The following is a 23,376-nucleotide window of genomic DNA, read 5'->3' on the forward strand; positions in this document are numbered from 1 at the left end:
TCGTCGGGGTTTACAGTCACCCTGCACACGCCGTCACCCCACCACGCCTTCGGGAGCACAGCAGATGAGCGGGACCCGCGCCCTCCGCAACTTCGTCAACGGCGAGTACGCCGACGCCCGGACCGGTTCCACGACCGACATCGTGAACCCGGCCACCGGATCCGTCGTGGCGACCGCGCCGGTCAGCGGGCAGGAGGACGTCGACGCCGCCTACGCCGCCGCGCAGGCCGCGTTCGACGGCGACTGGGGACGCACGACGCCGAGCGAGCGCCAGCAGGCGCTGCTGAAGATCGCCGACGCCATCGAGCGCAACGCCGACGAGCTCATCGCCCTCGAGTCCGAGAACACCGGCAAGATCAAGGCGCTCACGGCGAGCGAGGAGATCCCGCCGATGGTCGACCAGCTCCGGTTCTTCGCCGGAGCCGCCCGGGTCCTCGAGGGCAAGGCCGCCGGCGAGTACATGGCCGGGCACACGTCGTGGATCCGCCGCGAGCCGATCGGCGTCGTCGGCCAGGTGACCCCGTGGAACTACCCGCTCCTCATGGCCATCTGGAAGATCGGCCCGGCGCTCGCCGCCGGCAACACCGTCGTCCTCAAGCCGAGCGACACCACCCCCGAGAGCACGCTGCGCCTGGCCGAGCTCGCCTCGCCGTTCCTCCCTCCCGGCACGCTCAACGTCGTCACCGGAGACCGCGAGACCGGTCGGCGCCTCGTCGAGCACCGCACGCCGAGCCTCGTCGCCATCACCGGCTCGGTGCGCGCCGGGGCGGAGGTCGCGGCCAGCGCCGCCCCGAACCTCAAGCGGGTCCACCTCGAGCTCGGTGGCAAGGCGCCGGTCGTCGTGTTCGACGACGCCGACATCGAGGCAGCCGTCGAGGGCATCGCCATCGCCGGGTACTTCAACGCCGGCCAGGACTGCACCGCCGCCACGCGCGTCCTCGCGGCCCCCGGCATCCACGACGACTTCGTGTCGGCCCTCGCCGAGTACGCGAAGAGCTCGGCCCCGGTCGGCCTCCCCGACGACGAGGACGCCCTCTTCGGCCCGGTCAACAACGCCAACCAGCTCGCCCGGGTGAGCAGCTTCATCGAGAACCTGCCCTCGCACGCCACGGTGTCGGCCGGCGGCAACCGGCGCACCGACCTCGGCGACGGCTTCTACCTCGAGCCGACCGTCCTGTCGGGCCTGAAGCAGGACGACGACGCGATCCAGAACGAGATCTTCGGCCCCGTCATCACCGTGCAGCGCTTCACCGACGAGGACGAGGCGGTCCGCTGGGCCAACGGCGTCGACTACGGCCTGGCGTCCTCGGTGTGGACCAAGGACTTCGGCCGGGCGATGCGGATGAGCAAGCGCCTCGACTTCGGCTGCGTCTGGATCAACACCCACATCCCCCTCGTCGCCGAGATGCCGCACGGCGGCTACAAAAAGTCCGGCTACGGCAAGGACCTGTCGATGTACGGGTTCGAGGACTACACCCGCGTCAAGCACGTCATGGCGAACATCGACAGCTGAGCAAGACCCGCCCCCACCCACCCGGACCGACCCACCGAGGAGCCCCCCGATGGCCGAGCGCCCCACCCCAGACCTCACCTCGCCCGCGATGCGCGCGGCCCTCCTGCGCGGCCTGACGACCCGGCGCAGCCTCATGACCGGCGCCTTCGGCGTCGGCGCCTCCGTGGCCCTCGCGGCCTGTGGCAGCGCCCCGCGCGGTGGCACGAACCCCTCGGCGTCCGGTGCCGCGACGCCGACCGCCAAGGCGGCGCAGGACATGTCCGACTCCGAGAAGGTCGTCAACTGGTCGAACTGGAGCTCGTACATCGACGTCTCCGAGGACGAGAAGTCCCGCCCGAGCCTCGACGCCTTCACCAAGGAGACGGGCATCAAGGTCAACTACACCGAGGACTACAACGACAACGACGAGTTCTACGCCAAGGTCCGCCCCCTCCTCGAGGCCGGCGAGGACACCGGTCGCGACGTCTGGTGCAGCACGGACTGGATGGTGGCGCGCCTGATCCGCCAGGGCTACGTCCAGCAGCTCGACTACGCGAACATCCCCAACGGGCAGGCCAACCTCGAGGACTCGCTGAAGAACGTCGAGTTCGACCCGGGCCGCAAGTTCTCCCTCCCGTGGCAGAGCGGGTTCGCGGGCATCGCCTACAACCTCGACGCCACCGGCGGCAAGAAGATCGAGACGATGACCCAGCTGCTCACCGACCCCTCGCTCAAGGGCAAGGTGACGCTGCTGTCCGAGATGCGTGACACCGTCGGGCTCGTCCTGTGCGAGATGGGCAAGGACCCCTCGAACTTCACCAAGGCCGACTTCGACGCCGCGATCGAGATGATCCAGAAGGCCAAGGACGCCGGGCAGCTCAAGGGCTTCACGGGCAACGACTACACCGACGGCCTCACCAAGGGCGACATCGCGGCGTGCGTCGCCTGGACCGGCGACGTCGTCCAGCTCCAGTTCGAGAACGAGAAGGTGCAGTACGTCCTGCCGCAGGCCGGGTTCACCCTGTGGTCCGACAACTTCGTCATCCCGGCGATGGCCAAGCACAAGAAGAACGCCGAGAAGCTCATCGACTACTACTACCAGCCGGCCGTCATGGCCGAGGTCGAGGCGTGGGTCAACTACATCCCGCCGGTCAAGGGCACCAAGGACGAGCTGACGAAGATCGACGAGGAGCTCGCGACCAACGAGCTCATCGTCCCCACGCCCGAGGTCCTCTCGCGCGCCAAGGTCTTCCGCGGGCTCACCGCCGAGGAGGAGACCAGCTTCGCCCGGGCCTTCTCCGACCTCACGTCCAGCTGATGGCGGAGCACGCCGCCGGTGACCTCCGGCTCTCGGGGCTCGCGAAGTCGTTCGGCGACTTCCACGCGGTCCACCCGCTCGACCTGACGATCGACCAGGGGTCGTTCTTCGCCCTCCTCGGCCCCTCGGGCTGCGGGAAGACGACGACCCTGCGGATGATCGCGGGGCTCGAACCGCCGAGTGCGGGCAGCATCCACATCGGCGACCGGGACATCACGTCGACCCGCGCGTACCAGCGCAACGTCAACACGGTGTTCCAGTCGTACGCGCTGTTCCCGCACATGACGGTCCTCGACAACGTCGCGTTCGGCCTCAGGCGGCGCGGCGACAAGGACGCGAGGACCAAGGCGCAGGAGGCCCTCGACCTCGTGCAGCTCGGCCACGCCGGCGGCCAGCGGCCGAACCAGCTGTCCGGTGGCATGCAGCAGCGTGTCGCGCTGGCCCGCGCGGTCGTCAACCGCCCGGACGTCCTCCTCCTCGACGAGCCGCTCGGCGCCCTCGACCTCAAGCTGCGCCGGCAGATGCAGATCGAGCTCAAGCGGATCCAGCAGGAGGTCGGGCTCACCTTCATCCACGTCACCCACGACCAGGAGGAGGCCATGACCATGGCCGACACCGTCGCGGTGATGAACCACGGGCGGATCGAGCAGATGGGCGCGCCCGAGATCCTCTACGACCTGCCGCGGTCGGCGTTCGTCGCGAACTTCGTCGGGCAGTCGAACATGGGGCTGGGGCAGGTCGTCGACCGCGCCGGCGACGACCTCGTCGCCGAGGTCGGCGGCACCCGCGTTCGCGTCCCGGCGGCCCGCAGCACCCGCACCGAGGGGAGGATCTTCTTCGGGGTGCGGCCCGAGAAGGTCCGGATCCACGAGAACCAGCCCGTCGGCGCCGGCAACGACCTCAAGGCGACGGTCACCGACGTCTCCTTCACCGGGGTGGCCACGCAGTACCAGGTGACCACCGAGAGCGGCGCCACCTGGGCGGTGTACGAGCAGAACCTCGACGTCCAGCCGCAGACGGTCCGCCCCGGCGACGTCGTCTGGCTGGGCTGGGACCCCGCCCACGCCTTCGCCGTCGACCCCGACGAGGAGGCCGCCAAGGAGGCAGCGGAGGCGGTCGGATGACGGCCGCAGCGCCGCTGGCCGTCGGCGCGCCCGAGGCGAGGCCGAGGCGCCGCGCCAACTGGGTGCCGTACGCCCTGCTCGCGCCGGGCCTGCTCTGGCTCTTCGTCTTCTTCGTCGTGCCGATGGTCACCCTGGGCTCGCAGTCGCTCCAGGAGGGCTCGGTCGAGACCGGCTACGTCTTCACCGGCAACGTCGGCATCTACCTCGACGCCTTCGAGCGCTACTGGCCGCACCTGCTCCGCTCGGTCGGGTACGCGGGGACCGCGACGGTCTTCGCCCTCCTGCTCGCCTACCCGCTCGCGTACTACATGGCGCAGAAGGCGGGACGCTGGAAGAACGTCATGCTCGTCCTCGTCGTCGCGCCCTTCTTCACGAGCTTCCTCATCCGCACGCTCGCGTGGCGCACGATCCTCTCCGACACCGGGCCGGTCGCCGAGGTGGCCCGGGCGCTGCACATCACCGACGTGCTCCAGTTCCTCACCCTGACGGCCAACGACAGCCTGCTGTCCTCGAAGTTCGCCGTCATCGCGGGCCTGACCTACAACTTCCTGCCGTTCATGATCCTGCCGCTGTTCTCCTCCCTCGACCGGCTCGACCCGCGGCTCGTCGAGGCGGCGGGCGACCTGTACGCCAGCCCGTGGCAGGCGTTCCGGCACGTCACGTGGCCGATCTCCCTCCCGGGTGTCGTGGCCGGCACGCTGCTGACCTTCATCCCGGCGGCGGGCGACTTCATCAACTCGCGCCTGCTGGGCAACACCCAGACGGTGATGATCGGGCAGGTCATCGACAGCCAGTTCCTGCGCGTCCTGGACTACCCGCTCGCCGCGGCGCTGTCGTTCATCCTCCTCGTGATGATCCTCGTGCTCGTCACGACCTACGTCCGCCGCGCCGGCACCGAGGAGCTGGTCTGAGATGGCCTGGCTGCGCCGCAACCTGCTGCTCCTCGCGTCGATCGGGGTGCTCTTCTACATGCTCATCCCGAACATCGTCGTCGCGGTGTTCTCGTTCAACGACCCGGTCGGTCGCTACAACTACACGTGGACCTCGTTCACGACTGACGCCTGGACCGATCCCTGTGGGGCACAGGGGATCTGCGACTCCCTGGGACTGTCCCTGCGGATCGGGCTCGTCGCCTCGCTGGCGGCCACCGTGCTCGGCACGATGGTCGCCTTCGCCCTCGGGCGCTACCGGTTCCGCGGCCGCGCGGGCACCAACCTGCTGATCTTCATGCCGATGGCGACCCCCGAGGTCGTCATGGGCTCGAGCCTGCTGACCCTGTTCCTCATGATGGGGCTGCCGGCCGGGAGCCTGGCCATCACCATCGCGCACATCATGTTCTGCACCTCGTTCGTCGTCGTCGCCGTCAAGGCGCGGGTCGCCACCCTCGACCCACGGCTCGAGGAGGCCGCCGCCGACCTCGGGGCGAACCCGGCCCAGACGTTCCTGCGGGTCACCCTGCCGCTCGCGTTCCCCGGGATCCTCGCCGGTGCGCTGCTCGCCTTCTCGCTGAGCTTCGACGACTACATCATCACGAACTTCAACGCGAGCCCGAGCTCGATCACGTTCCCCATGTACGTCTGGGGTGCGGCGCAGCGCGGTGCACCGGTGCAGGTCAACGTCATCGGCACCTTGATGTTCCTCCTCGCGCTCGGCGTCGTCGTGGCCGGCCAGCTCCTCTCGGCCCGGCGCGAGCGGGCCCGCGCCTGACCCCACCACCCACCCCCACCGGATCGAGAGGCTCACCTCCCCATGCGCGTCCTCATGGTCGGGGCCGGGGGCGTCGGCGACGCCGCCGCCCGCATCGCCGCCGAGCGGCCCTTCTTCGAGGCGTGGGTCGTGGCCGACCACGACCTCGCCCGCGCCGAGCGCACTGTGGCCGCGGTGGCCGGCCGGCACCCCGGGGAGTCGCGGTTCTCCGCGGCCCGGGTCGACGCGTCCGACGCCGCGGCGGTGACGGCCCTGGCGACCGAGGTCGGGGCGACGCACGTGTTCAACGCCGTCGACCCGCGGTTCGTCATGCCGCTGTTCGAGGGCGCCCGGGCGGCCGGCGCCGACTACCTCGACATGGCGATGAGCCTGTCGCAGCCGCACCCGAGCGAGCCGTACGCCGAGGTGGGCGTCAAGCTCGGCGACGAGCAGCTCGCCCAGGCGGGGGAGTGGGAGGCCGACGGGCGCCTCGCGCTCGTCGGCATCGGCGTCGAGCCGGGCCTGTCCGACGTCTTCGCCCGGTACGCCGCCGACCACCTGTTCAGCGCGATCGACGAGCTCGGCACCCGCGACGGGGCGAACCTCGTCATCCGCGACGAGGAGGGCAACGAGGTCTTCGCGCCGGGGTTCTCGATGTGGACGATCATCGAGGAGTGCCTCAACCCGCCGGTCGTGTGGGAGCGGGAGCGGGCGGTGGGCCCCGACGGGTCGTACGACGTCGAGGCCGGCTTCTTCACCCTCCCGCCGTTCAGCGAGCCCGAGGTCTTCGACTTCCCCGGGGGCATCGGCCCGGTCGAGTGCGTCCACGTCGAGCACGAGGAGGTCCTCCTCATGCCCCGCTGGGTCGACGCGAAGAAGGTGACCTTCAAGTACGGGCTCGGTGAGGAGATGATCTCGATCCTGCGCACCCTCCACACCCTCGGTCTCGACCGCACGGACCCGGTGACGGTCAAGGGCGTGCAGGTGAGCCCGCGCGACGTCGTCGCCGCCGTCCTCCCGGACCCCGCGACGATCGGGCCGCGGATGGAGGGCCGCACCTGCGCGGGTCTCTGGGTCACCGGCACCGGCAAGGACGGGAACCCGCGGCGGACGTACCTGTACCACGTGTCCGACAACGCCGACACGATGCGCGACTACGAGGCCCAGTGCGTCGTGTGGCAGACGGCGGTCAACCCCGTCGTCGCCCTCGAGCTCCTCGCGAACGGCACGTGGACGGGCTCGGGGGTCCTCGGGCCCGAGGCGTTCGACGCCGTGCCCTTCCTCGACCTCCTCGCCGCCCCGAAGCCGGCGGGCTACGGCTCGCCGTGGGGCCTCGAGGACCGCTGACCACTGCCCCGTGACCGCGCCGCCCGACCCGGCATAGGGTCGACAGCGGCGCGCCACCGAAGCCCGCGACCCACCACGGAGGACGACCCGATATGGCCCTGACCCAGAAGGCACTGCTCGATGAGGTGCCCACCGGACTGCTCATCGGCGGCCGGTGGCGCGAGGCGAGCGGGGGAGGACGCTTCGACGTCACCGACCCCGCCACCGGCTCGCGCCTGACGACCTGTGCCGACGCCACCCCGGACGACGGCCTCGCCGCGCTCGCCGCCGCCCACGAGGCCCAGGCGTCGTGGGCCGCCGTCCCGCCCCGCGACCGCTCCGAGCTCCTGCGCTCGGCGTTCGAGGTGCTCACCGAGCGCGCCGACGACCTCGCCCTGCTCATGACCCTCGAGATGGGCAAGGCCGTGGCCGAGGCCAGGGGCGAGGTGGCCTACGGCGCCGAGTTCTTCCGCTGGTTCGCCGAGGAGGCCGTGCGCGTCCACGGGCGCTACTCGGTGGCGCCGAACGGCGCGACCCGGCTGCTGACGATGAAGCAGCCCGTCGGCCCCACGCTGATGATCACGCCGTGGAACTTCCCGCTCGCGATGGGGACCCGCAAGATCGGCCCGGCCATCGCGGCCGGCTGCACGATGGTCGTCAAGCCCGCCCACGAGACCCCGCTGACGATGCTCTTCCTCGCGAAGGTCCTGCAGGACCTCGGCCTCCCCGACGGCGTCCTCAACGTCGTGACGACGACCCACAGCGGTGACGTGTGCGAGCCGCTCATCCGGGACCCGCGCCTGCGGAAGCTGACCTTCACCGGGTCGACGGGCGTGGGGAAGGTCCTCGTCGAGCAGTCGGCCGAGCAGCTGCTCCGCCTGTCGATGGAGCTCGGCGGCAACGCCCCCTTCCTCGTCTTCGAGGACGCCGACGTCGACGCCGCCGTCGACGGTGCGATGCTCGCGAAGATGCGCAACATCGGTGAGGCGTGCACCGCCGCCAACCGGTTCTACGTCCACGAGTCGGTGGCGGGCGAGTTCGCCGCGAAGCTCGCGAAGCGCATGGGCGCCCTCGTCGTCGGCAAGGGCACGAAGAAGGGCGTCGACGTCGGCCCGCTCATCACCGATAAGCAGCGCTCGAAGGTCCACGAGCTCGTCGAGGACGCCGTCGGCCGCGGCGCGTCGGTCCTCACCGGTGGCGGGCCGGTGCCGGGGAAGGGGTACTTCTACGAGCCGACCGTCCTCGCCGACGTCCCGGGCGACGCCCGCCTGCTCGCCGAGGAGATCTTCGGGCCGGTGGCGCCGGTCGCGACGTTCACCGACGAGGCCGACGCCGTCGCCAAGGCGAACAGCAGCGAGTACGGCCTCGTCGGCTACGTCTACACGAACGACCAGCGACGCGTCCTGCGGGTCGCCGAGGCCCTCGAGTTCGGGATGATCGGGGTCAACACGGGCATCGTGTCCAACCCGGCGGCGCCCTTCGGCGGGGTCAAGCAGTCCGGCTTCGGTCGCGAGGGCGGGTTCGAGGGGATCGACGAGTACCTGGAGACCAAGTACGTCGGGCTCGCGCTGTGACCGGCCGAACGGCTCGAAGTCGTCGAACTGCTGCGGGCGGGGCCGCCCGGATGCTGTCATATCGGTCATGACGAGTACGACGGGCGAGGACCGGTCCTCGCACGGTCCGGAGCGCCGCCGCAGCATCCAGACGATCCTCGAGGAGACCGACGAGGCGCTGCGCAGCGGCACGCGCCCCGGCGCCCAGGTGTGGCCCACCGGCTTCGACCTGCTCGACTCCACGCTCGACGGCGGGCTGCGCTCGGGCGAGCTCGTCCTCATCGGCGGTGGCGAGGGGTCGGGCAAGACGACCCTGGCGGCGCAGTTCGTCCGCAACGCGGTCCGCTCGGGCCGCCACGCCATCGTCTTCTCCTTCGAGCACGAGGCCGTCACCCTCCTCCAGCGCCTCATCTCCCTCGAGGCCGCGATGTCGGCGACGATCGCCGGCCAGCACCAGTCCGCTGCGGCCGACGTCCACGCCGTCCGCGCCGTGTTCGAGGCCGAGGACCCCGACCGCCGCGGCCTCGCCCACGCGATGGCCCGTGTGCCCTACGGCGTGCAGGCGCTGCTCGCCGTGCAGGACTACGCACCGCGGCTGCACCTGCACGAGTCGAACAAGGAGACGACGCCGCAGGAGATCGCGCGGCTCATCACCGAGGTCGCCGAGGAGTCCGGCGAGCCCCCGATGGTCCTCGTCGACTACCTGCAGAAGATCCCGCTGGCGGGCCACGTCGGCGACGAGGTCTCCCGCGTCACCCAGGTCACCGAGACGCTCAAGGACATGGCGCTGGACCTCAAGTGCCCCGTCGTCGCGATCACCGCCGCCGACCGGGAGGGACTGGGCGCCGGACACCGCATGCGCACCCGCGACCTGCGCGGCAGCTCGGCGCTCGCGTACGAGGCCGACCTCGTCCTCATCCTGTCGAGCAAGGAGCACGTCGTCTCGCGCGAGCACCTCGTCTACGACCTCGGCAGCGTCAAGCGGTTCCGCCGCTGGGCCGTCATCACGGTCGAGAAGAACCGGCACGGCCTGGGCCAGGTCGAGCTCGAGGTCCAGAAGGACTTCGAGCACGGGCGCTTCCACCCCGACGCGCAGGTCATCGCCGAGCAGCTCATCGAGGAACGGGTCTTCACGACGTGACCCCCGGTCGCCACCAGGGGCGTGGACGACGGACAATGGGTCGGTGACCACCCGCTCCGTCGCCGTCCTCGGCAGCACCGGCTCGATCGGCACCCAGGCCCTCGAGGTCGTCGTCGGGCACCCGGGGCGCTTCCGGGTCGTCGCGCTGTCGGCGGGGTCGAACCTCGCGCTCGTCGCGCGCCAGGTGGTCGAGCACGAGGTGCCGCTGGTCGCCGTCGCCTCGGCCACGCCCGCAGAGGTCCGCGAGGCGGTCGCCGCGGCCGCCGCGTCGCTCGGCCGGCGCGACCCCCGCCCCGAGGTCGTCACGGGGGAGGGCGCCGCCACCGTGGCCGCAGGGTGTGGTGCCGACGTCGTCCTCAACGGCGTCACCGGCTCGATCGGCCTGCGCCCCACGCTCGCCGCCCTCGCCGCCGGGTCGGTCCTGGCGCTGGCGAACAAGGAGTCCCTCATCGTGGGGGGCCCGCTCGTCAAGGGCGCCGCCGCCCCCGGCCAGATCGTCCCCGTCGACTCCGAGCACAGCGCCATCGCCCAGGCCCTGCGCGGCGGCCGTGCCGACGAGGTGCGCCGGCTCGTCGTCACCGCCAGCGGCGGCCCGTTCCGCGGACGCAGCCGGGCCGAGCTGGCCGGTGTCACCCCCGAGCAGGCGCTCGCGCACCCGAACTTCGCGATGGGCCGCGTCATCACGACCAACTCGGCCACCCTCGTCAACAAGGGCCTCGAGGTCATCGAGGCCCACCTGCTGTTCGACGTGCCGTTCGACCGGATCGACGTCGTCGTCCACCCGCAGCAGCAGATCCACTCGATGGTCGAGTTCCACGACGGCTCGACGATCGCCCAGCTCGGGCCGCCGCGCATGCTCGTGCCCATCGCGCTCGGACTGTCGTGGCCGGAGCGGCTCGAGGACGTCGACGTCCCGTGCGACTGGTCGTCCCCGCAGTCGTGGGAGTTCCACCCCCTCGACGACGACGCCTTCCCGGCCGTACGCCTCGCCCGCCACGTGGGGGAGGCCGGCGGGACCTACCCGGCGGTCTACAACGCGGCCAACGAGGTCGGCGTCGACGCCTTCCACGACGGCGCCATCTCCTTCACCGACATCGTCGACACCGTCGAGCGGGTCGTCGCCGACCACGACGGGAACTCCCACGACGCCTCGAGCGTCGACGGAGTGCTCGCCGCCGACCGGTGGGCCCGCCTCCGTGCCGCCGAGCTGCTCGGCCTCGTGGCGGCGCAGCCGTCCAGCTCCCAGGGGGCCTGAGTGAGCATCCTCGCCTTCGTCGCCGGCGTCCTGTTCATGGCGCTCGGCGTGGCCGCGTCCATCGCCCTGCACGAGGTCGGCCACCTCGTCCCCGCCAAGCGGTTCGGCGTGCGGGTGACCCAGTACATGGTGGGCTTCGGCCCCACGGTGTGGTCGAGGCGTCGCGGCGAGACCGAGTACGGGATCAAGGCGATCCCGTTCGGTGGCTACATCCGGATGATCGGGATGTTCCCGCCCCGCAAGGGCCAGGACCCCGGCACCGTCCGGGTCTCGAGCACCGGCCGGCTCAGCCAGCTCGTCGACGAGGCCCGCGCCGCCAGCCTCGAGGAGGTCCGCCCCGGCGACGAGGACCGCGTCTTCTACCGGCTGTCGGTGCCCAGGAAGCTCGTCGTCATGCTCGGCGGCCCCGTGATGAACCTCCTCATCGGCGTCGTCCTCCTGACGATCGTCGTCACCGTGCACGGCCTCGCGACGGCGCAGCCCGGCGCCGAGGTCGCCACGGTCTCCACGTGCGTCGCGCCGGTCACCGAGGCCGCCACGACGACCTCGTGCGAGGGCCTGCCGCCGACCCCGGCGCTCGAGGCCGGGCTGCGCCCCGGCGACCGGTTCGTCAGCATCGCCGGGCAGCCCGTCGACGAGACGTCCGACGTCGGCGCGATCGTCCGTCCGCGGATCGGTGAGGCGATCGACGTCGTCGTCGTCCGCGACGGAGAGCAGCTGACGCTCACGGCGACCCCGATCCGCAACGTCGTCCCCGTGCTCGACGCCGACGGCCTCCCCGTGGTCCGCGAGGACGGGACCTTCGCGACGACGGAGGCCGGCTTCCTCGGCGTGCGGTCGGCGCCACCCACCGCGTACGTGCAGCAGCCGGTGTCGGCGGTGCCCGGCATCATCTGGACCTACGTGAGCCGCACCGCCGAGGCCCTCGTCCACATCCCCGAGCGGATGGTCGGGGTGTGGCACGCGGCCTTCGGAGACGCCGAGCGCGAGATCGACAGCCCGATGTCGGTCGTCGGCGTCGGGCGGGTTGCTGGGGAGGTCGGGGCAGGGAAGTACGACTTCCTCGTCGGCGACGGTGCGGCCGACAAGTTCTGGACGCTCGTCAGCCTGCTCGCGGGGCTGAACTTCATGCTCTTCGTCTTCAACCTCATCCCGCTGCTCCCGCTCGACGGCGGCCACGTCGCCGGGGCCCTGTGGGAGGGGCTGAAGCGCCGGCTCGCCCGCCTGCTCGGCCGACCGGACCCCGGCTACGTCGACGTCGCCAAGGCGCTCCCGGTCGCCTACACCGTCTCGGTCGTGCTGCTCGGCGCCTCCCTGCTGCTCATCTACGCCGACCTCGTCAAGCCGGTCAACCTCGGCGGCTGACGTGCCGGTCACCGGGTCCGGTCCGGGCCCGGCCTAGACTTCGGCACCATGCCCGTGGGTCGACTCGTACTGCTGGCCCTCGGCCTCCTCGTCTCGACGGTCGTCCCGCGGCTGCTCGCGTTCCCCGTCGTGGACCTCGGGCCCGACGAGGTCGCCTACGGGCTCATCGCGCGGGGGATCGCCGAGGGCCACTGGCCCTACAGCGTGGCCTTCGACCACAAGCCGGTCGGCCTGTACCTGCCCTTCGTCCCCGCGGTCGCCCTCTTCGAGGACTCGATGACGGGGCTGCGGGTCCTGGCCCTCGTCACCGGCGTGCTCGGCTACGCGCTGGCCTACGCCGTCGCGCGTCGCCTGCGCCTGGCCGTCCTCCCCAGCGTGCTCCTCGCCGCGGCCTTCGGCTGGTTCACGCTCGGGATCGACGGTCTGGCGATGCTCAGCGAGCACCTGCTGAACGTCTACCTGCTCGCCCTCGTCTGGCTGCTCCTCGTCCGCGTCAACGCCGTCGTGGCCGCGGCGGTCGGCGGCCTGGTCGCCCTGGCGTTCGGGACCAACTACCTCATCGGCCCGGTGGTGGCCGCCATCGGGCTGTTCTTCCTCTGGCGCAGCCGGAGGCGACCCTCGCTGTGGGCGTGGTCCGCGCTCGGCTTCGTCGCCGTGACGGCGGCGCTGCTGGCTCCCGTCGCCCTCTGGTCCGACCTGGGCGACTACCTGGGGCTGCAGTACAGCTTCCTCAGCGGGTACGAGCCGGAGTGGGCCTCCCAGGCGGCGCGGATCTCCGCGTGGCAGCGGTTCCTCGCTCCGGCGCTCTCGGTGCTGGCGCTCGCCGGCGCCGTGGTCGCGGTCGTCCCCCGCGCCCGCACGGCGGCGGCGCTCAAGTGGTGGGCGCTCGCGGGCCTGACGACCGTCTCGGTGTCGGTCAACCAGTTCTTCTACCCGCACTACGCGCTCCTCCTCGCGCCGGTCGTCGTCGGGCTCTTCGCGGTCCTGCTGCGCGAGCTGACCGGACGGGAGGCGGCCTGGCTCGCGGCACTCGTGGCCGCCGCCACCGCGTGGGGCCTGGCCCTGCCGACCGTGCCGGCCCTCACCGTGGGCGCCCGCAGCATCGCGCGACAGCATGACCTCGCCTCCGACCGCACGGACCCGCGGATGAGGGCGGCGCTGGCCCTGCGCGAGGTCGTGGGCCGCGGAGAGGTGGTCTACACGCGCGACGTCCACTACTACCTGCTGACCGGTACGGAGGCCCCCACCCGGTTCTTCTTCCCGAGCCACCACCTGCTCGAGCGGTACACCGCGGTCCGTGACACGACGCTCGCCGAGGAGATGGAGGGCGTCGTGGCCCGGCGTCCGGTGGCCGTCGTCCTCGACGAGGTCGCCACGGTGCCACGCGCCCAGGACGGCGTCCTCCTCGGCTACCTGGAGCGGTCGTGCGACCCGCCCCTGCGGGTCGAGGAGGCGAGGATCTGGGTCTGCCGCTGACCCGGTCTTCCGGATCCTCGCCCCCTGGTGGGCGGCACACGTCGTGGCTGTTCCCACCCTCGCGCGATGCTCCTACACTGCATCGGCATGCAGCGGGTGCGGGGCCTGGCGCTGGTGGTGCTCGGTCTCCTCGTCTCCACCGTGGGACCTCGGGTGCTTGCATTCCCGGTGGTCGGCCTCGGACCTGACGAGGTCGCCTATGCCGTCATCGGCCGGGAGCTGGCGGAAGGGAACTGGCCCTACTCGGTGGCCTTCGACCACAAACCGGTCGGCCTGTACCTGCCCTTCGCTCTGGCTGTCGTCATGTTCGGCGACTCCGTGACGGGACTGCGGGCGCTCGCCCTCGTGACGGCGAGCGCCGGCTACCTGCTGGCACACGCGCTTGCCCGCAGGCTAGGAGCACCGCCGGTCGCTGCCGTCCTCCTCGCCGTGACGTACGGATGGTTCACCGTGGGCAACGGCGGCCTGGCGATGATCAGCGAGCACCTCCTCGATGTCCACCTGCTCGGGCTGGCGCTGCTGCTGCTCGCTCGACCGGGCGTCCCGGTGGCGCTCGGCCTTGGTGCCCTGATGGCGCTCTCGGTGGGGACGAACTACCTCGTGGGACCCGTCGTGGCCGCCCTCGGCCTCGCCTTCTTCTGGCGCACCCGGAGCCTGCCGGCGGCGTGGTTCTCCTCGGTCGTGGGGTTCGTCAGCGTCACGGCTGCGCTCCTTGCCCCGGTCGCAATCTGGTCGGACCTGGGTGACTACTTCGGGCTGCAGGCTGACTTCCTCAGCGGCTACGAGCCCACCTCGACGTCCGAACCCGCGCTGCTCGCAGCGTGGCAGGCGTTCCTGGGTCCGTCCAGTTTCGCCCTGGTCGTCGCCGCCGCGGTGGCGGTCCTGAACCCGAACGCGCGAACCCGCGCCGCGGCGGCGTGGTGGGCCCTAGGAGCCCTCACTGTCGCAACGGTGTCACTGAACCAGTTCTTCTACCGCCACTACGCCCTTCTGCTGGCGCCAGCCCTCATCGGACTGCTCGCGGCGCAGCTGCGTGAGCTGCCGCGCCCGCACGCCGTCGGTGTGGCTGCCCTCACTGCGGCTGTGACCGCCTGGGGTGTGCTGGTGCCGACGGCTCCATGGCTGGCCCGCGGTGCGACGGCGATCGCCCGACAGCACGACCTCGGTCCTGACCGCACCGACCCGCGCATTCGGACTGCCGAGGCCCTTCGAGATCTCGTCGGTCCGGACCGGGTGATGTACACGCGCGACATCCACCTCTACCTGCTCTCCGGCGCCGAGCCACCGACCCGGTTCTTCTTTCCGAGTCACCATACGAGCGCGAAGTACACCGCGGCCCGTGGGACGACCCGGGACCAGGAGATGTGGGGGATCGTCGCGCGGCGACCCGAGGTCGTCGTACTCAACGGCGTGTCCGCGCTCCGGCCCGCGCAGGACACGGTGCTGCTCGACTACCTGAACGCGTCGTGCGCCTCCCCGATGGTGGTGGCCGACGCACGGATCCACGTGTGCCGATGACGACTCGGCCGGGCAGTGGCGTGCCCTGCCATCAGGTCGAGGGGGCGAGGAGGCGGTCGCGCTCGGCGACGAGGTCCTCCTCGCGTGCGGCGAGGTCGGCCCGCCGCGTCGTCAGTCCGTCGAGGGCCGCCGCCACCGAGGCGGCCGTGGCCGCGACGTCGGCGCTCGACTCCTTGATGCGCGAGCGGACCGACAGGTCGCTGAAGACGTTGTCGAACCACACGTCGAAGGCCCGCGTCGTCGGGCTGATGCCCAGGTCTGAGCGCAGCCGGTGCGCCGGGGCGACGTCTGCGAGCTCGCGGGCGAAGTCGGCGATCGCCTCCTGGGCGCCGCGGATCGCGCCCGCCGCGCTGTCGAGCCGGTCGTGCTTGACGGCCGAGGCGACGAGGCCACCGCCGAACCACGTGTCGTAGGCCGACCACGAGTCGGCCGAGCCCAGGTGTCGTGACGCAGCGTCGAGCTGCGAGGCCGCGCGCCGTCCGGCACCCAGGGCTTCGTCCACCTCGCTCGCCTCCGCGCGCACCGCGGCGAGCTCGTCGAGCACCCGCTCGAGCCCCGGGGGCGAGGCGCCCGGACCGGCGGCGCGCAGGGCCTCGGCGTGCTCCTGGGTGCGCTGCTCCCGAAGCGCCCGGGTGTCGCCGAGCTGCGCGAGGCGCCGGTCGACCTCCTCCCGGCGCGCCTCCACCGACTGGAGCCCCTGCAGGCCGGTCTGCAGCGCGTAGCGCGCGGCGACCTCCTCGGCGCGCTCGCGCGTCAGCTCGCCGGTCCGCGTGCCGCGCACGGCGGCGAGCAGCGCCGACACGGTGACACCGTCGAGGCGCCGCACGTCGTCCTCCTCGAGGGCGTGCCGGCGACGGAGGGAGTCGAGCGCCCGGCGCGCGTCCTCGACCTCCTCCCGCAGCGAACGGAGGAGGCCTCGCAGGTGCGTGGCCTCCTCGTCGGCGGCGACGGCCCGGTCGAGGGCCTCCCTGGTCTCCACGACGTCGATCATGGCCCTCCGAGGGGGCCCACGTAGGCTTGGTTCCATGTCCGTCTCCCTCGGTATGCCCGCCGCGCCGCCGCCCGTCATCGCTCCCCGCCGCCAGAGCCGCAAGATCAGGGTCGGCAAGGTCGAGGTCGGTGGCGACGCGCCCGTGTCGGTGCAGTCGATGACGACGACCCCCACGACCGACATCAACGCGACGCTGCAGCAGATCGCCGAGCTCACCGCTGCGGGCTGCGACATCGTCCGGGTGGCCTGCCCGAGCCAGGACGACGCCGAGGCACTGCCGGCCATCGCCCGCAAGTCGCAGATCCCCGTCATCGCCGACATCCACTTCCAGCCGAAGTACGTGTACGCGGCGATCGACGCCGGCTGCGCCGCGGTGCGTGTCAACCCGGGCAACATCCGGCAGTTCGACGACCAGGTCGGCGAGATCGCGCGGCGCGCGAAGGAGGCGGGGGTCTCCATCCGGATCGGCGTCAACGCGGGGTCCCTCGACAAGCGGCTCCTCGACAAGTACGGCAAGCCGACCGCCGAGGCACTCGTCGAGTCGGCCGTCTGGGAGGCAGGGCTGTTCGAGGAGCACGACTTCCACGACTTCAAGATCTCGGTCAAGCACAACGACCCGGTCGTCATGGTCCGCGCCTACCAGCTCCTCGCCGAGCGGGGCGACTGGCCCCTGCACCTCGGCGTCACCGAGGCCGGCCCCGCGTTCCAGGGGACCATCAAGTCGGCGACCGCGTTCGGGGCCCTGCTGTCCCAGGGCATCGGCGACACGATCCGTGTCTCCCTCTCGGCCCCGCCGGTCGAGGAGGTCAAGGTCGGCATCCAGATCCTCCAGTCGCTGAACCTGCGCCCCCGCAAGCTCGAGATCGTCTCGTGCCCCTCGTGCGGCCGCGCCCAGGTCGACGTCTACAAGCTCGCCGACGAGGTCACCGCCGGCCTCGAGGGGATGACCGTCCCGCTGCGCGTCGCCGTCATGGGCTGCGTCGTCAACGGCCCGGGCGAGGCCCGCGAGGCCGACCTCGGCGTCGCCTCGGGCAACGGCAAGGGCCAGATCTTCGTCAAGGGCGAGGTCATCAAGACCGTTCCCGAGAGCCAGATCGTCGAGACCCTCATCGAGGAGGCCATGCGGATCGCCGAGGAGATGGGCGAGCCGATGGACGACGAGGCGGTCGGCGCCCCCACCGTCACCGTCAGCGGCTGACCGGACCCTCGCGCCGTCGGGGGGCGCGGCCTCAGCGGTCCAGGTCGACCGGGTCGGTGTGCCGGTCGCGCCGGGGAGCCCCCGACAGCGACCGGTTGAGCGAGAACAGCCGGCCGAGCACGGGCATGAGGACGATGTTGAGCCCGTGCAGCACCCCGATGACGAGCAGGATGCCGCCGATCCGGCCCAGCTCGTAGGTGACCTGCCCGGGGGTCACCGTCTCCGCCCAGTCCTCCATCGGCGCCACCTGGGTGGAGAAGAGGATGTACGCGGCGAAGATCAGGTAGTAGACGATGTCGGTGAGGACGATGTAGCTCTTCCCCGTCATCGGGTTGTCGTGGAAGACGTCGGCGGCGTAGGCCCGGCCGAACCGCTTGATGAAGGGCCCGAGCCAGAACGCGAGGGCGAGGAGCACGGCGATCGTGCCGACTTCGAGGATCCACCAGGGCATGGCGAGGTCTCCGTCCGGGGTGCGGGGGGTGAGGGTGAGTACGGCGGTCGTCGCCGTGGCGATGAGGGCCGCCGTGCCCGCCACGACCGCGAGGGTCGTGCGCCGCCGGCGGCGGTCGGCCTCGATGCTGTCGACGACGCGTTCGAAGAGGTCGGACGAGGGGCGGGTGGGGGAGGAGCGGAGCGCGTTCGTGATGCGGTCCTCGAGGTGGGTCATCGCTGGTCCTCCAGGGTGGTGCCGAGGGTGTCGAGACCGCGCTGGAGGTGGGTCTTGACCGTGTTGACCGACAGGCCCAGGGTCGCGGCGATCTCCGCGACCGGCAGGTCGTAGTAGTAGCGCAGCGTCACGCAGTCGCGCTGGCGGCGGGGGAGGGCGCGCAGCGCTGCGATGACGGCCGCCCTCTCGGCGCGCTCCTCCGCCGTCTCCGCGGCGCTGGGGGCGTCCGGGTGGGCCGGCGGGCGGTGCCGCCACGAGACGAACCCGCGCCGGTTGTGGTCGCGCGCGAGGTTGATGACGATCGAGCGGAGGTAGGCGGCAGCCCGGTCGGTGTCGCGCAGCCGACCGCTGCTGCGCGCGAAGCGGATGAAGGCCTCCTGCACGAGGTCCTCTGCGGCCGTGGTGTCGTCGACGTAGAAGCGCGCCAGGCGGGTGAGCGAGGCGGCCTCGGCATCGAAGAGCGCAGCGACGTCCGGCGGCCCCGCCGACACCTCGGCGAGGACGCCGTCGACCGGGAACGCGGACGCGACCTCCATCATGGGGACGGACGACCGAGACGGCGGTTCGGGTGACACGTGGTCCTGACGATTTCGGTCGCGTCGTTTCGTCAGGGTGTGCGGCTCCCGGGGGTCACCCGGGAGGCCGGGCTCGGACGTCTTCCTCGTGTCCGCCCGCCGGCGGACCCGACCGGAAGGAAATCCCATGACCACCACCTCCCGCCACCTGCTCGTCGCCACCGTCATCGTGGCACTGACCACCCTGCCCGCGACGCCCGCTTCGGCCGATCGCGGCCCGGTCGTCCGCTCGTCCGGCACCGTCAGCGACTTCGCGCCCGCGGTCGCCGGGCCCCTCGACGGTGCTTGGGCCTCGTACCAGCTCGTGGCGTCCGCACGGGGCAGCCACTCGGTCCTGCGCGTCACCGGGATCGCGGCACCGGACGGCACGACCTTCGGCGCGCACCTGCACGCGGGGCCGTGCGTCGCCGGCAACGGAGCGGCAGCAGGACCGCACTACAACACCGACCTCGTCGCGGGGGTCACCCCGGTCGAGATCAGCGAGGACACCGAGGTGTGGCTCGACCTGACCGTCGAGGACGGCGCGGGGACCTCGACCGCCTCGGTGCCGTTCCTCCCCACGCCGGGTGCGCGCTCGGTCGTGGTCCACGCGATGGCGACCGACCACCACACCGGCGCCGCGGGCCCGCGCCTGGCCTGCCTCCCGGTGGAGTGGTGATGCGCGTCGCGCGGGCCGCAGGGGTCGGGCTCGTCCTCGGGCTGCTCTGGGGTGTCGTCGCCCGCGGGTTCATGCGGCTGCTCACCGACACCCCGGAGTTCACGTGGTCCGGGACGCTCTCGATCGTCCTGTCCGCGGGCGTCGTGGGCGCGCTCGTGGCGGTCGTCCGCTCGCAGCGACTGTCGGGCCGCTCCCGCTGGTGGCGCCTGCTCGGGCTCCCGTTCGTCGTGCTCTTCGGCGCCGCCGGGATGCTGCTCCTGCCCGGCGTCGTCGGGGTCGTCATGCTCGCCGACCGTCGCCGCTGGCTGGCCGTGCCCGGCGTCGTGCTCGTCGCGGTGTCCGTCGGTGCCGTCGTCGCCGAGATCGGGTGGCCGCCCTCGGCACGGTCCGGGGCCGGTGTCGCCGTGATGCTCGGGTGCCTCGTCGTCGAGGGGCTGGCGGCGCGCGAGCTGGTCCGGCGGTGGCGCCCGGCCCCGGTGGCCGGCGCCCGGCTGGACGGTCCCGCGGGCGTGCCGGTCGCTGCCTAGTGGGACCCCGGCGACCCGGATGCCGTGAGGCCCGGGTCGCCGGCGCCGCCGGGGCCTAGGCTGACCTCGTGCTGCGCACGCGCTCCCCGGTCCGTCCACTGTCGCTCGCCGACCGCGACGAGGCCCTCGCCGTGTGCGCCCGCGACCTCCCTCGGGGAGTGTTCGTCGCCGCACGCGTCCTCGAGGGGGCTCGCACGGGGTCACTGTCGTCGGTGCTCGGCCACCGGGTCGACGGCGAGCTGACCTCCCTGTGCTGGGCCAGCGCGAACGTCGTCCCGGTCGGCACCACCGAGGAGAGCCGCCCCGCCTTCGCCGAGCGGGTGCGCCGCTGGCGAGGCCGCTGCGCGTCGCTCTTCGGCCCGCGGGAGGAGGTCGACGGCCTCTGGCGCAACCTCGCGCCCTACTGGGGCCCGGCCCGCGCCGTGCGCGAGCGCCAGCCGCTGCTCGTCGCCGACCGGCCGCCCTCGGCCCTCGGCGTCGAGCTCGACGTGCGGGTCCGGCCCGCCCGGCTCGACGAGGTCGACCTCGTCCTCCCCGCCGCCGAGCACATGTTCACCGCCGAGATCGGCTACCCGCCGTACCGGGGGAGCGACCGTGGCTACCGGGGCTCGTTGTCCTCCCTCGTGGCCCGCGGCCACACCTACGTCGTCATCGAGGACGGCGAGGTCGTGTTCAAGACCGACGTCGGCAGCCTGGCCCTCGGGTGCGCCCAGCTCCAGGGCGTGTGGCTGGCGCCGCGCCTGCGCGGGCAGGGCCTCGCCGTCCCGATGCTCGCCGCCGTCGTCGAGCAGGTCATGGTGGGGCAGGCGCCGATGGTGTCCCTGTACGTCAACGACTTCAACCTCGCGGCCCGGGCCACCTACGAGCGCCTCGGCTTCCGCGAGGTGGGGGACTTCACGACCGTCCTGCTCTGACCGTCTCCAGGGTGCCGGCGCCCCGGCAGGCCGAAGGGCCCGCCAGCCGATGCTGACGGACCCTCCGGGGTCTGCGGGGTCAGGCCCGGCGCGTCACTTGGTCAGCGGACCGAGCGTCGGGTCGTTGGCGTACGCCTCGGCCGCGTTGTCCTTGGTCACGATGACCGGGGCGAGGAGGTTCGCCGGGACGACCTTGACGCCGTTGTTGTAGGACTTCTCGTCGTTGACGGTCGGCTTCTCGCCCTTCTGGAGCGCCGACACCATCGCGAGGGTCTCCTTGACGAGGTTGCGGGTGTCCTTGTTGATCGTCGAGTACTGCTCGCCGGCCATGATCGACTTGACCGACTCGACCTCGGAGTCCTGACCGGTGACGACCGGGAGGTCCTTGCCGGCCTGCTTGGTCGCCGTGATGATCGCCCGCGCGAGGTTGTCGTTCGGCGAGAGCACGCCGTCGATCTCGGCGCTCGCGTAGGAGCCCGCGAGGAGGGTGTCCATGCGGGTCTGCGCGTTGCCGGCCTCCCAGCCCTGGGTGACGGCCTGCTCGAACTTGGTCTGGCCCGAGACGACCTTGAGGGTGCCGTCGTCGATCTTCGGCTGGAGGACGCTCATCGCGCCGTCGAAGAAGACCTTGGCGTTGTTGTCGTCGGGGGAGCCGGCGAAGAGCTCGATGTTGTACGGCCCGTTCGGCTTCTTCTTGGCCATGCCCTCGAGGAGCGCGGTGCCCTGGAGGACGCCGACCTTGAAGTTGTCGAACGCGACGTAGTAGTCGACATCCGGGGTGTTGGTCAGCAGGCGGTCGTAGGCGATGACCGTCGCGCCGGACTCCTTCGCGGCCTTGAGCTGGGTGCCCAGCTGGGAGCCGTCGATGGCGCCCACGACGATGACCTTGGCGCCCTTGGTGACCATGGCCTGGATCTGGTTCTGCTGCTCGGAGACACCGCCGTTGGCGAACTGGACGTCACCCTTGAAGCCCGCCTGGGTCAGGCCGTCCTTGAACAGCTGCTCGGCGAGCACCCAGTTCTCGGAGGTCTTCTGCGGCAGCGAGATCCCGATGACCGAGTCGGCGGCGAAGCCCGCGGCCGCCGAGCCGCCGCTGCCGGAGGTGGCGGCGGTGTTGTCGGAGTCGGAGCGGCCACAGCCGGTGAGGGCCAGGCCGGCGATCGCCGTGACGGCCAGTGCCTTGGTGAGGTTTCGCATCTGTGCTTCTTTCTGCTCGCGCGTCCCTGCGGACGCGGGGTCGGGGGCGGCCGGCGGACGCCGACCGGTGGGCCGGTCAGCCCTCGGAGCGGATGGTGGCGGAGGTGGACTGGACGGCGGCCTCCGCGGGGTTCTGCTCGGAGAGCGCGGTGCCCTCGCCGGGGCCGTCACCGCCGCGGTTGCGGTCGCGGTTCCTCATGAACAGCCCGATGATCGAGGGCTTGCCCTGGCGCTTGTTGTAGACGTCGAAGGCGACGGCGATGAGGAGGACGAGGCCCTTGATCATCTGCGTCGCGTCGGCACCGACGCCCTCGAGCTGGAGGCCGTTGTTGAGCACGGCCATGACGAGGCCGCCGACGATCGACCCGATCACGGTGCCGACGCCACCGGTGACGGCCGCGCCGCCGATGAAGACCGCGGCGATGGCGTCGAGCTCCCAGCCGACTCCGTCGAACGGGCCGGAGGCCGTGGAGCGGGCCACGAACATCATCCCGGCGAGGGCGGAGAGCACCGCCATGTTCGCCATGACGAAGAAGTTGATGGTGCGGCTCTTCACGCCCGAGAGCTCGGCCGCGTGCCGGTTGCCGCCGACCGCGTAGATGTGCCGGCCGAGGACGGTCTTGCTCGCGATGAAGCCGTAGACGAGGACGAGCACGACGAGGATGAGGCCCGAGACCGGGAAGCCCTTGCGCCCGGAGGCGATGAGGAGCATCGCCCCCATGATGGCCACGCAGACGAGGGCGAGCCGGGTCCACAGCACCCACGACTCCTCGACCTGCGCGCCGATCCTCTTCAGGCGGGCCCGCCCGCTGAGCGCGCCGTAGACGATGGCCGCGCACCCGACGATGCCGAGCAGGAGGGTGAGGTTGTTGTACCCGGTGTCGGGGCCGACCTCGGGCAGGGACCCCGAGCCGATGACCTGGAAGCCCTCGGGGACCGGGACGGTGTTGGACTTGCCGACGTACTGGTTGGCGCCGCGGAAGAGGAGCATCCCGGAGAGGGTGACGATGAAGGCGGGGATGCCGACCCGCGCGACCCACCAGCCCTGCCAGACGCCGACGAGCGCTCCGAGGGCGAGGCCGAGGAGGATCCCCAGCGGCCACGGGATGCCCCAGTCGCGGATCGCGATGGCGACGACGATCCCGACGAACGCCGAGATCGACCCGACCGACAGGTCGATGTGCCCGGCGATGATGACGAGGACCATCCCGATCGCGAGGACGAGGATGTAGGCGTTGCCCTGGATGATGTTGTTGACGTTGTTGGGGTCCAGCGTCAGGCCGCCCGTCTTGACCTGGAAGTACGCGATGAGCGCGACGAGCGCCAGGACCATGCCGAGCTGGCGGATGTCCCCGCCGAAGATCTTGCGCAGGAAGTTCATGGTGTCCTCGGGGT

General features: G+C 71.7%; 21 protein-coding genes. 16 read left to right on the plus strand and 5 right to left on the minus strand.

From position 1 onward, the window contains the following. The first annotated feature begins 64 nt into the window (after positions 1-64). The 12 genes from ACK8HX_RS01600 to ACK8HX_RS01655 all read left to right on the plus strand — a co-directional run bounded on the left by ACK8HX_RS01600 (position 65) and on the right by ACK8HX_RS01655 (position 15,254). Positions 65-1,513 (plus strand): gamma-aminobutyraldehyde dehydrogenase, encoded by a 1,449-nt coding sequence (locus tag ACK8HX_RS01600; RefSeq protein WP_411938891.1) that lies wholly within the window; start codon positions 65-67, stop codon positions 1,511-1,513. Between the two features lie 49 nt (positions 1,514-1,562). Continuing rightward, on the plus strand, positions 1,563-2,810 hold the full coding sequence (locus tag ACK8HX_RS01605; RefSeq protein ID WP_411938892.1) for a polyamine ABC transporter substrate-binding protein: 1,248 nt from the start codon (positions 1,563-1,565) through the stop codon (positions 2,808-2,810). Continuing rightward, the gene (locus tag ACK8HX_RS01610) at positions 2,810-3,934 is read left to right on the plus strand and encodes an ABC transporter ATP-binding protein (RefSeq protein WP_411938893.1); all 1,125 of its coding nucleotides are present in this window, start codon (positions 2,810-2,812) and stop codon (positions 3,932-3,934) included. Before ACK8HX_RS01605 ends, ACK8HX_RS01610 begins: the two co-directional genes overlap by 1 nt. Continuing rightward, complete coding sequence (locus ACK8HX_RS01615; protein WP_411938894.1) at positions 3,931-4,845, plus strand: ABC transporter permease; 915 nt, start codon at positions 3,931-3,933, stop codon at positions 4,843-4,845. The genes ACK8HX_RS01610 and ACK8HX_RS01615 overlap by 4 nt, the downstream gene beginning before the upstream one ends. 1 nt (position 4,846) lies before the next feature. Further along, on the plus strand, positions 4,847-5,641 hold the full coding sequence (locus tag ACK8HX_RS01620; protein ID WP_411938895.1) for an ABC transporter permease: 795 nt from the start codon (positions 4,847-4,849) through the stop codon (positions 5,639-5,641). A 42-nt stretch (positions 5,642-5,683) separates the two neighbouring features. Then, entirely contained in the window at positions 5,684-6,967 is a 1,284-nt protein-coding gene (locus ACK8HX_RS01625; protein ID WP_411938896.1) for a saccharopine dehydrogenase family protein, read from the plus strand. A 92-nt stretch (positions 6,968-7,059) separates the two neighbouring features. Beyond that, entirely contained in the window at positions 7,060-8,520 is a 1,461-nt protein-coding gene (locus ACK8HX_RS01630; RefSeq protein WP_411938897.1) for an NAD-dependent succinate-semialdehyde dehydrogenase, read from the plus strand. 67 nt (positions 8,521-8,587) lie between these two features. Then, positions 8,588-9,640, plus strand: a complete 1,053-nt coding sequence (locus ACK8HX_RS01635) for a DnaB-like helicase C-terminal domain-containing protein (RefSeq protein ID WP_411938898.1) — start codon at positions 8,588-8,590, stop codon at positions 9,638-9,640. 43 nt (positions 9,641-9,683) lie between these two features. Continuing rightward, entirely contained in the window at positions 9,684-10,895 is a 1,212-nt protein-coding gene (gene dxr, locus ACK8HX_RS01640) for a 1-deoxy-D-xylulose-5-phosphate reductoisomerase (protein ID WP_411938899.1), read from the plus strand. Further along, complete coding sequence (locus tag ACK8HX_RS01645; protein WP_411938900.1) at positions 10,896-12,260, plus strand: M50 family metallopeptidase; 1,365 nt, start codon at positions 10,896-10,898, stop codon at positions 12,258-12,260. It abuts the gene before it with no gap. A gap of 48 nt (positions 12,261-12,308) precedes the next feature. After that, positions 12,309-13,736 carry a hypothetical protein gene (locus tag ACK8HX_RS01650; protein WP_411938901.1) on the plus strand — a complete coding sequence of 476 codons (1,428 nt, stop codon included), beginning with the start codon at positions 12,309-12,311 and terminating at the stop codon, positions 13,734-13,736. 87 nt (positions 13,737-13,823) lie between these two features. Next, positions 13,824-15,254, plus strand: coding sequence for an ArnT family glycosyltransferase (locus tag ACK8HX_RS01655; protein ID WP_411938902.1), 1,431 nt, complete (start codon positions 13,824-13,826; stop codon positions 15,252-15,254). A 31-nt stretch (positions 15,255-15,285) separates the two neighbouring features. Here ACK8HX_RS01655 and ACK8HX_RS01660 read toward each other — a convergent pair whose 3' ends face one another. Then, complete coding sequence (locus ACK8HX_RS01660) at positions 15,286-16,245, minus strand: hypothetical protein (protein WP_411938903.1); 960 nt, start codon at positions 16,243-16,245, stop codon at positions 15,286-15,288. 34 nt (positions 16,246-16,279) lie between these two features. Here ACK8HX_RS01660 and ispG point away from each other — a divergent pair, with 34 nt between their 5' ends. After that, positions 16,280-17,443 (plus strand): flavodoxin-dependent (E)-4-hydroxy-3-methylbut-2-enyl-diphosphate synthase, encoded by a 1,164-nt coding sequence (ispG, locus tag ACK8HX_RS01665; RefSeq protein WP_411938904.1) that lies wholly within the window; start codon positions 16,280-16,282, stop codon positions 17,441-17,443. Between the two features lie 31 nt (positions 17,444-17,474). Here ispG and ACK8HX_RS01670 read toward each other — a convergent pair whose 3' ends face one another. Together ACK8HX_RS01670 and ACK8HX_RS01675 are read right to left on the minus strand one after the other, a co-directional pair. Then, positions 17,475-18,110: a hypothetical protein gene (locus ACK8HX_RS01670; RefSeq protein ID WP_411938905.1), complete on the minus strand. Its 636-nt coding sequence runs from the start codon at positions 18,108-18,110 to the stop codon at positions 17,475-17,477. Continuing rightward, entirely contained in the window at positions 18,107-18,646 is a 540-nt protein-coding gene (locus ACK8HX_RS01675) for an RNA polymerase sigma factor (RefSeq protein WP_411938906.1), read from the minus strand. Before ACK8HX_RS01675 ends, ACK8HX_RS01670 begins: the two co-directional genes overlap by 4 nt. A gap of 166 nt (positions 18,647-18,812) precedes the next feature. Here ACK8HX_RS01675 and ACK8HX_RS01680 point away from each other — a divergent pair, with 166 nt between their 5' ends. From ACK8HX_RS01680 to ACK8HX_RS01690, 3 genes are all read left to right on the plus strand, one after another. Next, positions 18,813-19,343, plus strand: coding sequence for a hypothetical protein (locus ACK8HX_RS01680; RefSeq protein ID WP_411938907.1), 531 nt, complete (start codon positions 18,813-18,815; stop codon positions 19,341-19,343). Beyond that, positions 19,343-19,870, plus strand: a complete 528-nt coding sequence (locus ACK8HX_RS01685) for a hypothetical protein (RefSeq protein ID WP_411938908.1) — start codon at positions 19,343-19,345, stop codon at positions 19,868-19,870. Before ACK8HX_RS01680 ends, ACK8HX_RS01685 begins: the two co-directional genes overlap by 1 nt. Positions 19,871-19,938: 68 nt before the next feature. Beyond that, the gene (locus ACK8HX_RS01690) at positions 19,939-20,784 is read left to right on the plus strand and encodes a GNAT family N-acetyltransferase (protein ID WP_411938909.1); all 846 of its coding nucleotides are present in this window, start codon (positions 19,939-19,941) and stop codon (positions 20,782-20,784) included. 93 nt (positions 20,785-20,877) lie between these two features. Here ACK8HX_RS01690 and ACK8HX_RS01695 read toward each other — a convergent pair whose 3' ends face one another. Beyond that, a complete protein-coding gene (locus ACK8HX_RS01695; RefSeq protein WP_411938910.1) occupies positions 20,878-21,981 on the minus strand; it encodes a substrate-binding domain-containing protein in 1,104 nt (367 codons plus the stop codon). A gap of 76 nt (positions 21,982-22,057) precedes the next feature. Continuing rightward, a complete protein-coding gene (mmsB, locus tag ACK8HX_RS01700) occupies positions 22,058-23,362 on the minus strand; it encodes a multiple monosaccharide ABC transporter permease (protein WP_411938911.1) in 1,305 nt (434 codons plus the stop codon). Positions 23,363-23,376: the final 14 nt, after the last annotated feature.

The sequence above is a fragment of the Oryzobacter faecalis genome (genome assembly GCF_046764005.1).
GTDB lineage: Bacteria > Actinomycetota > Actinomycetes > Actinomycetales > Dermatophilaceae > Oryzobacter > Oryzobacter faecalis.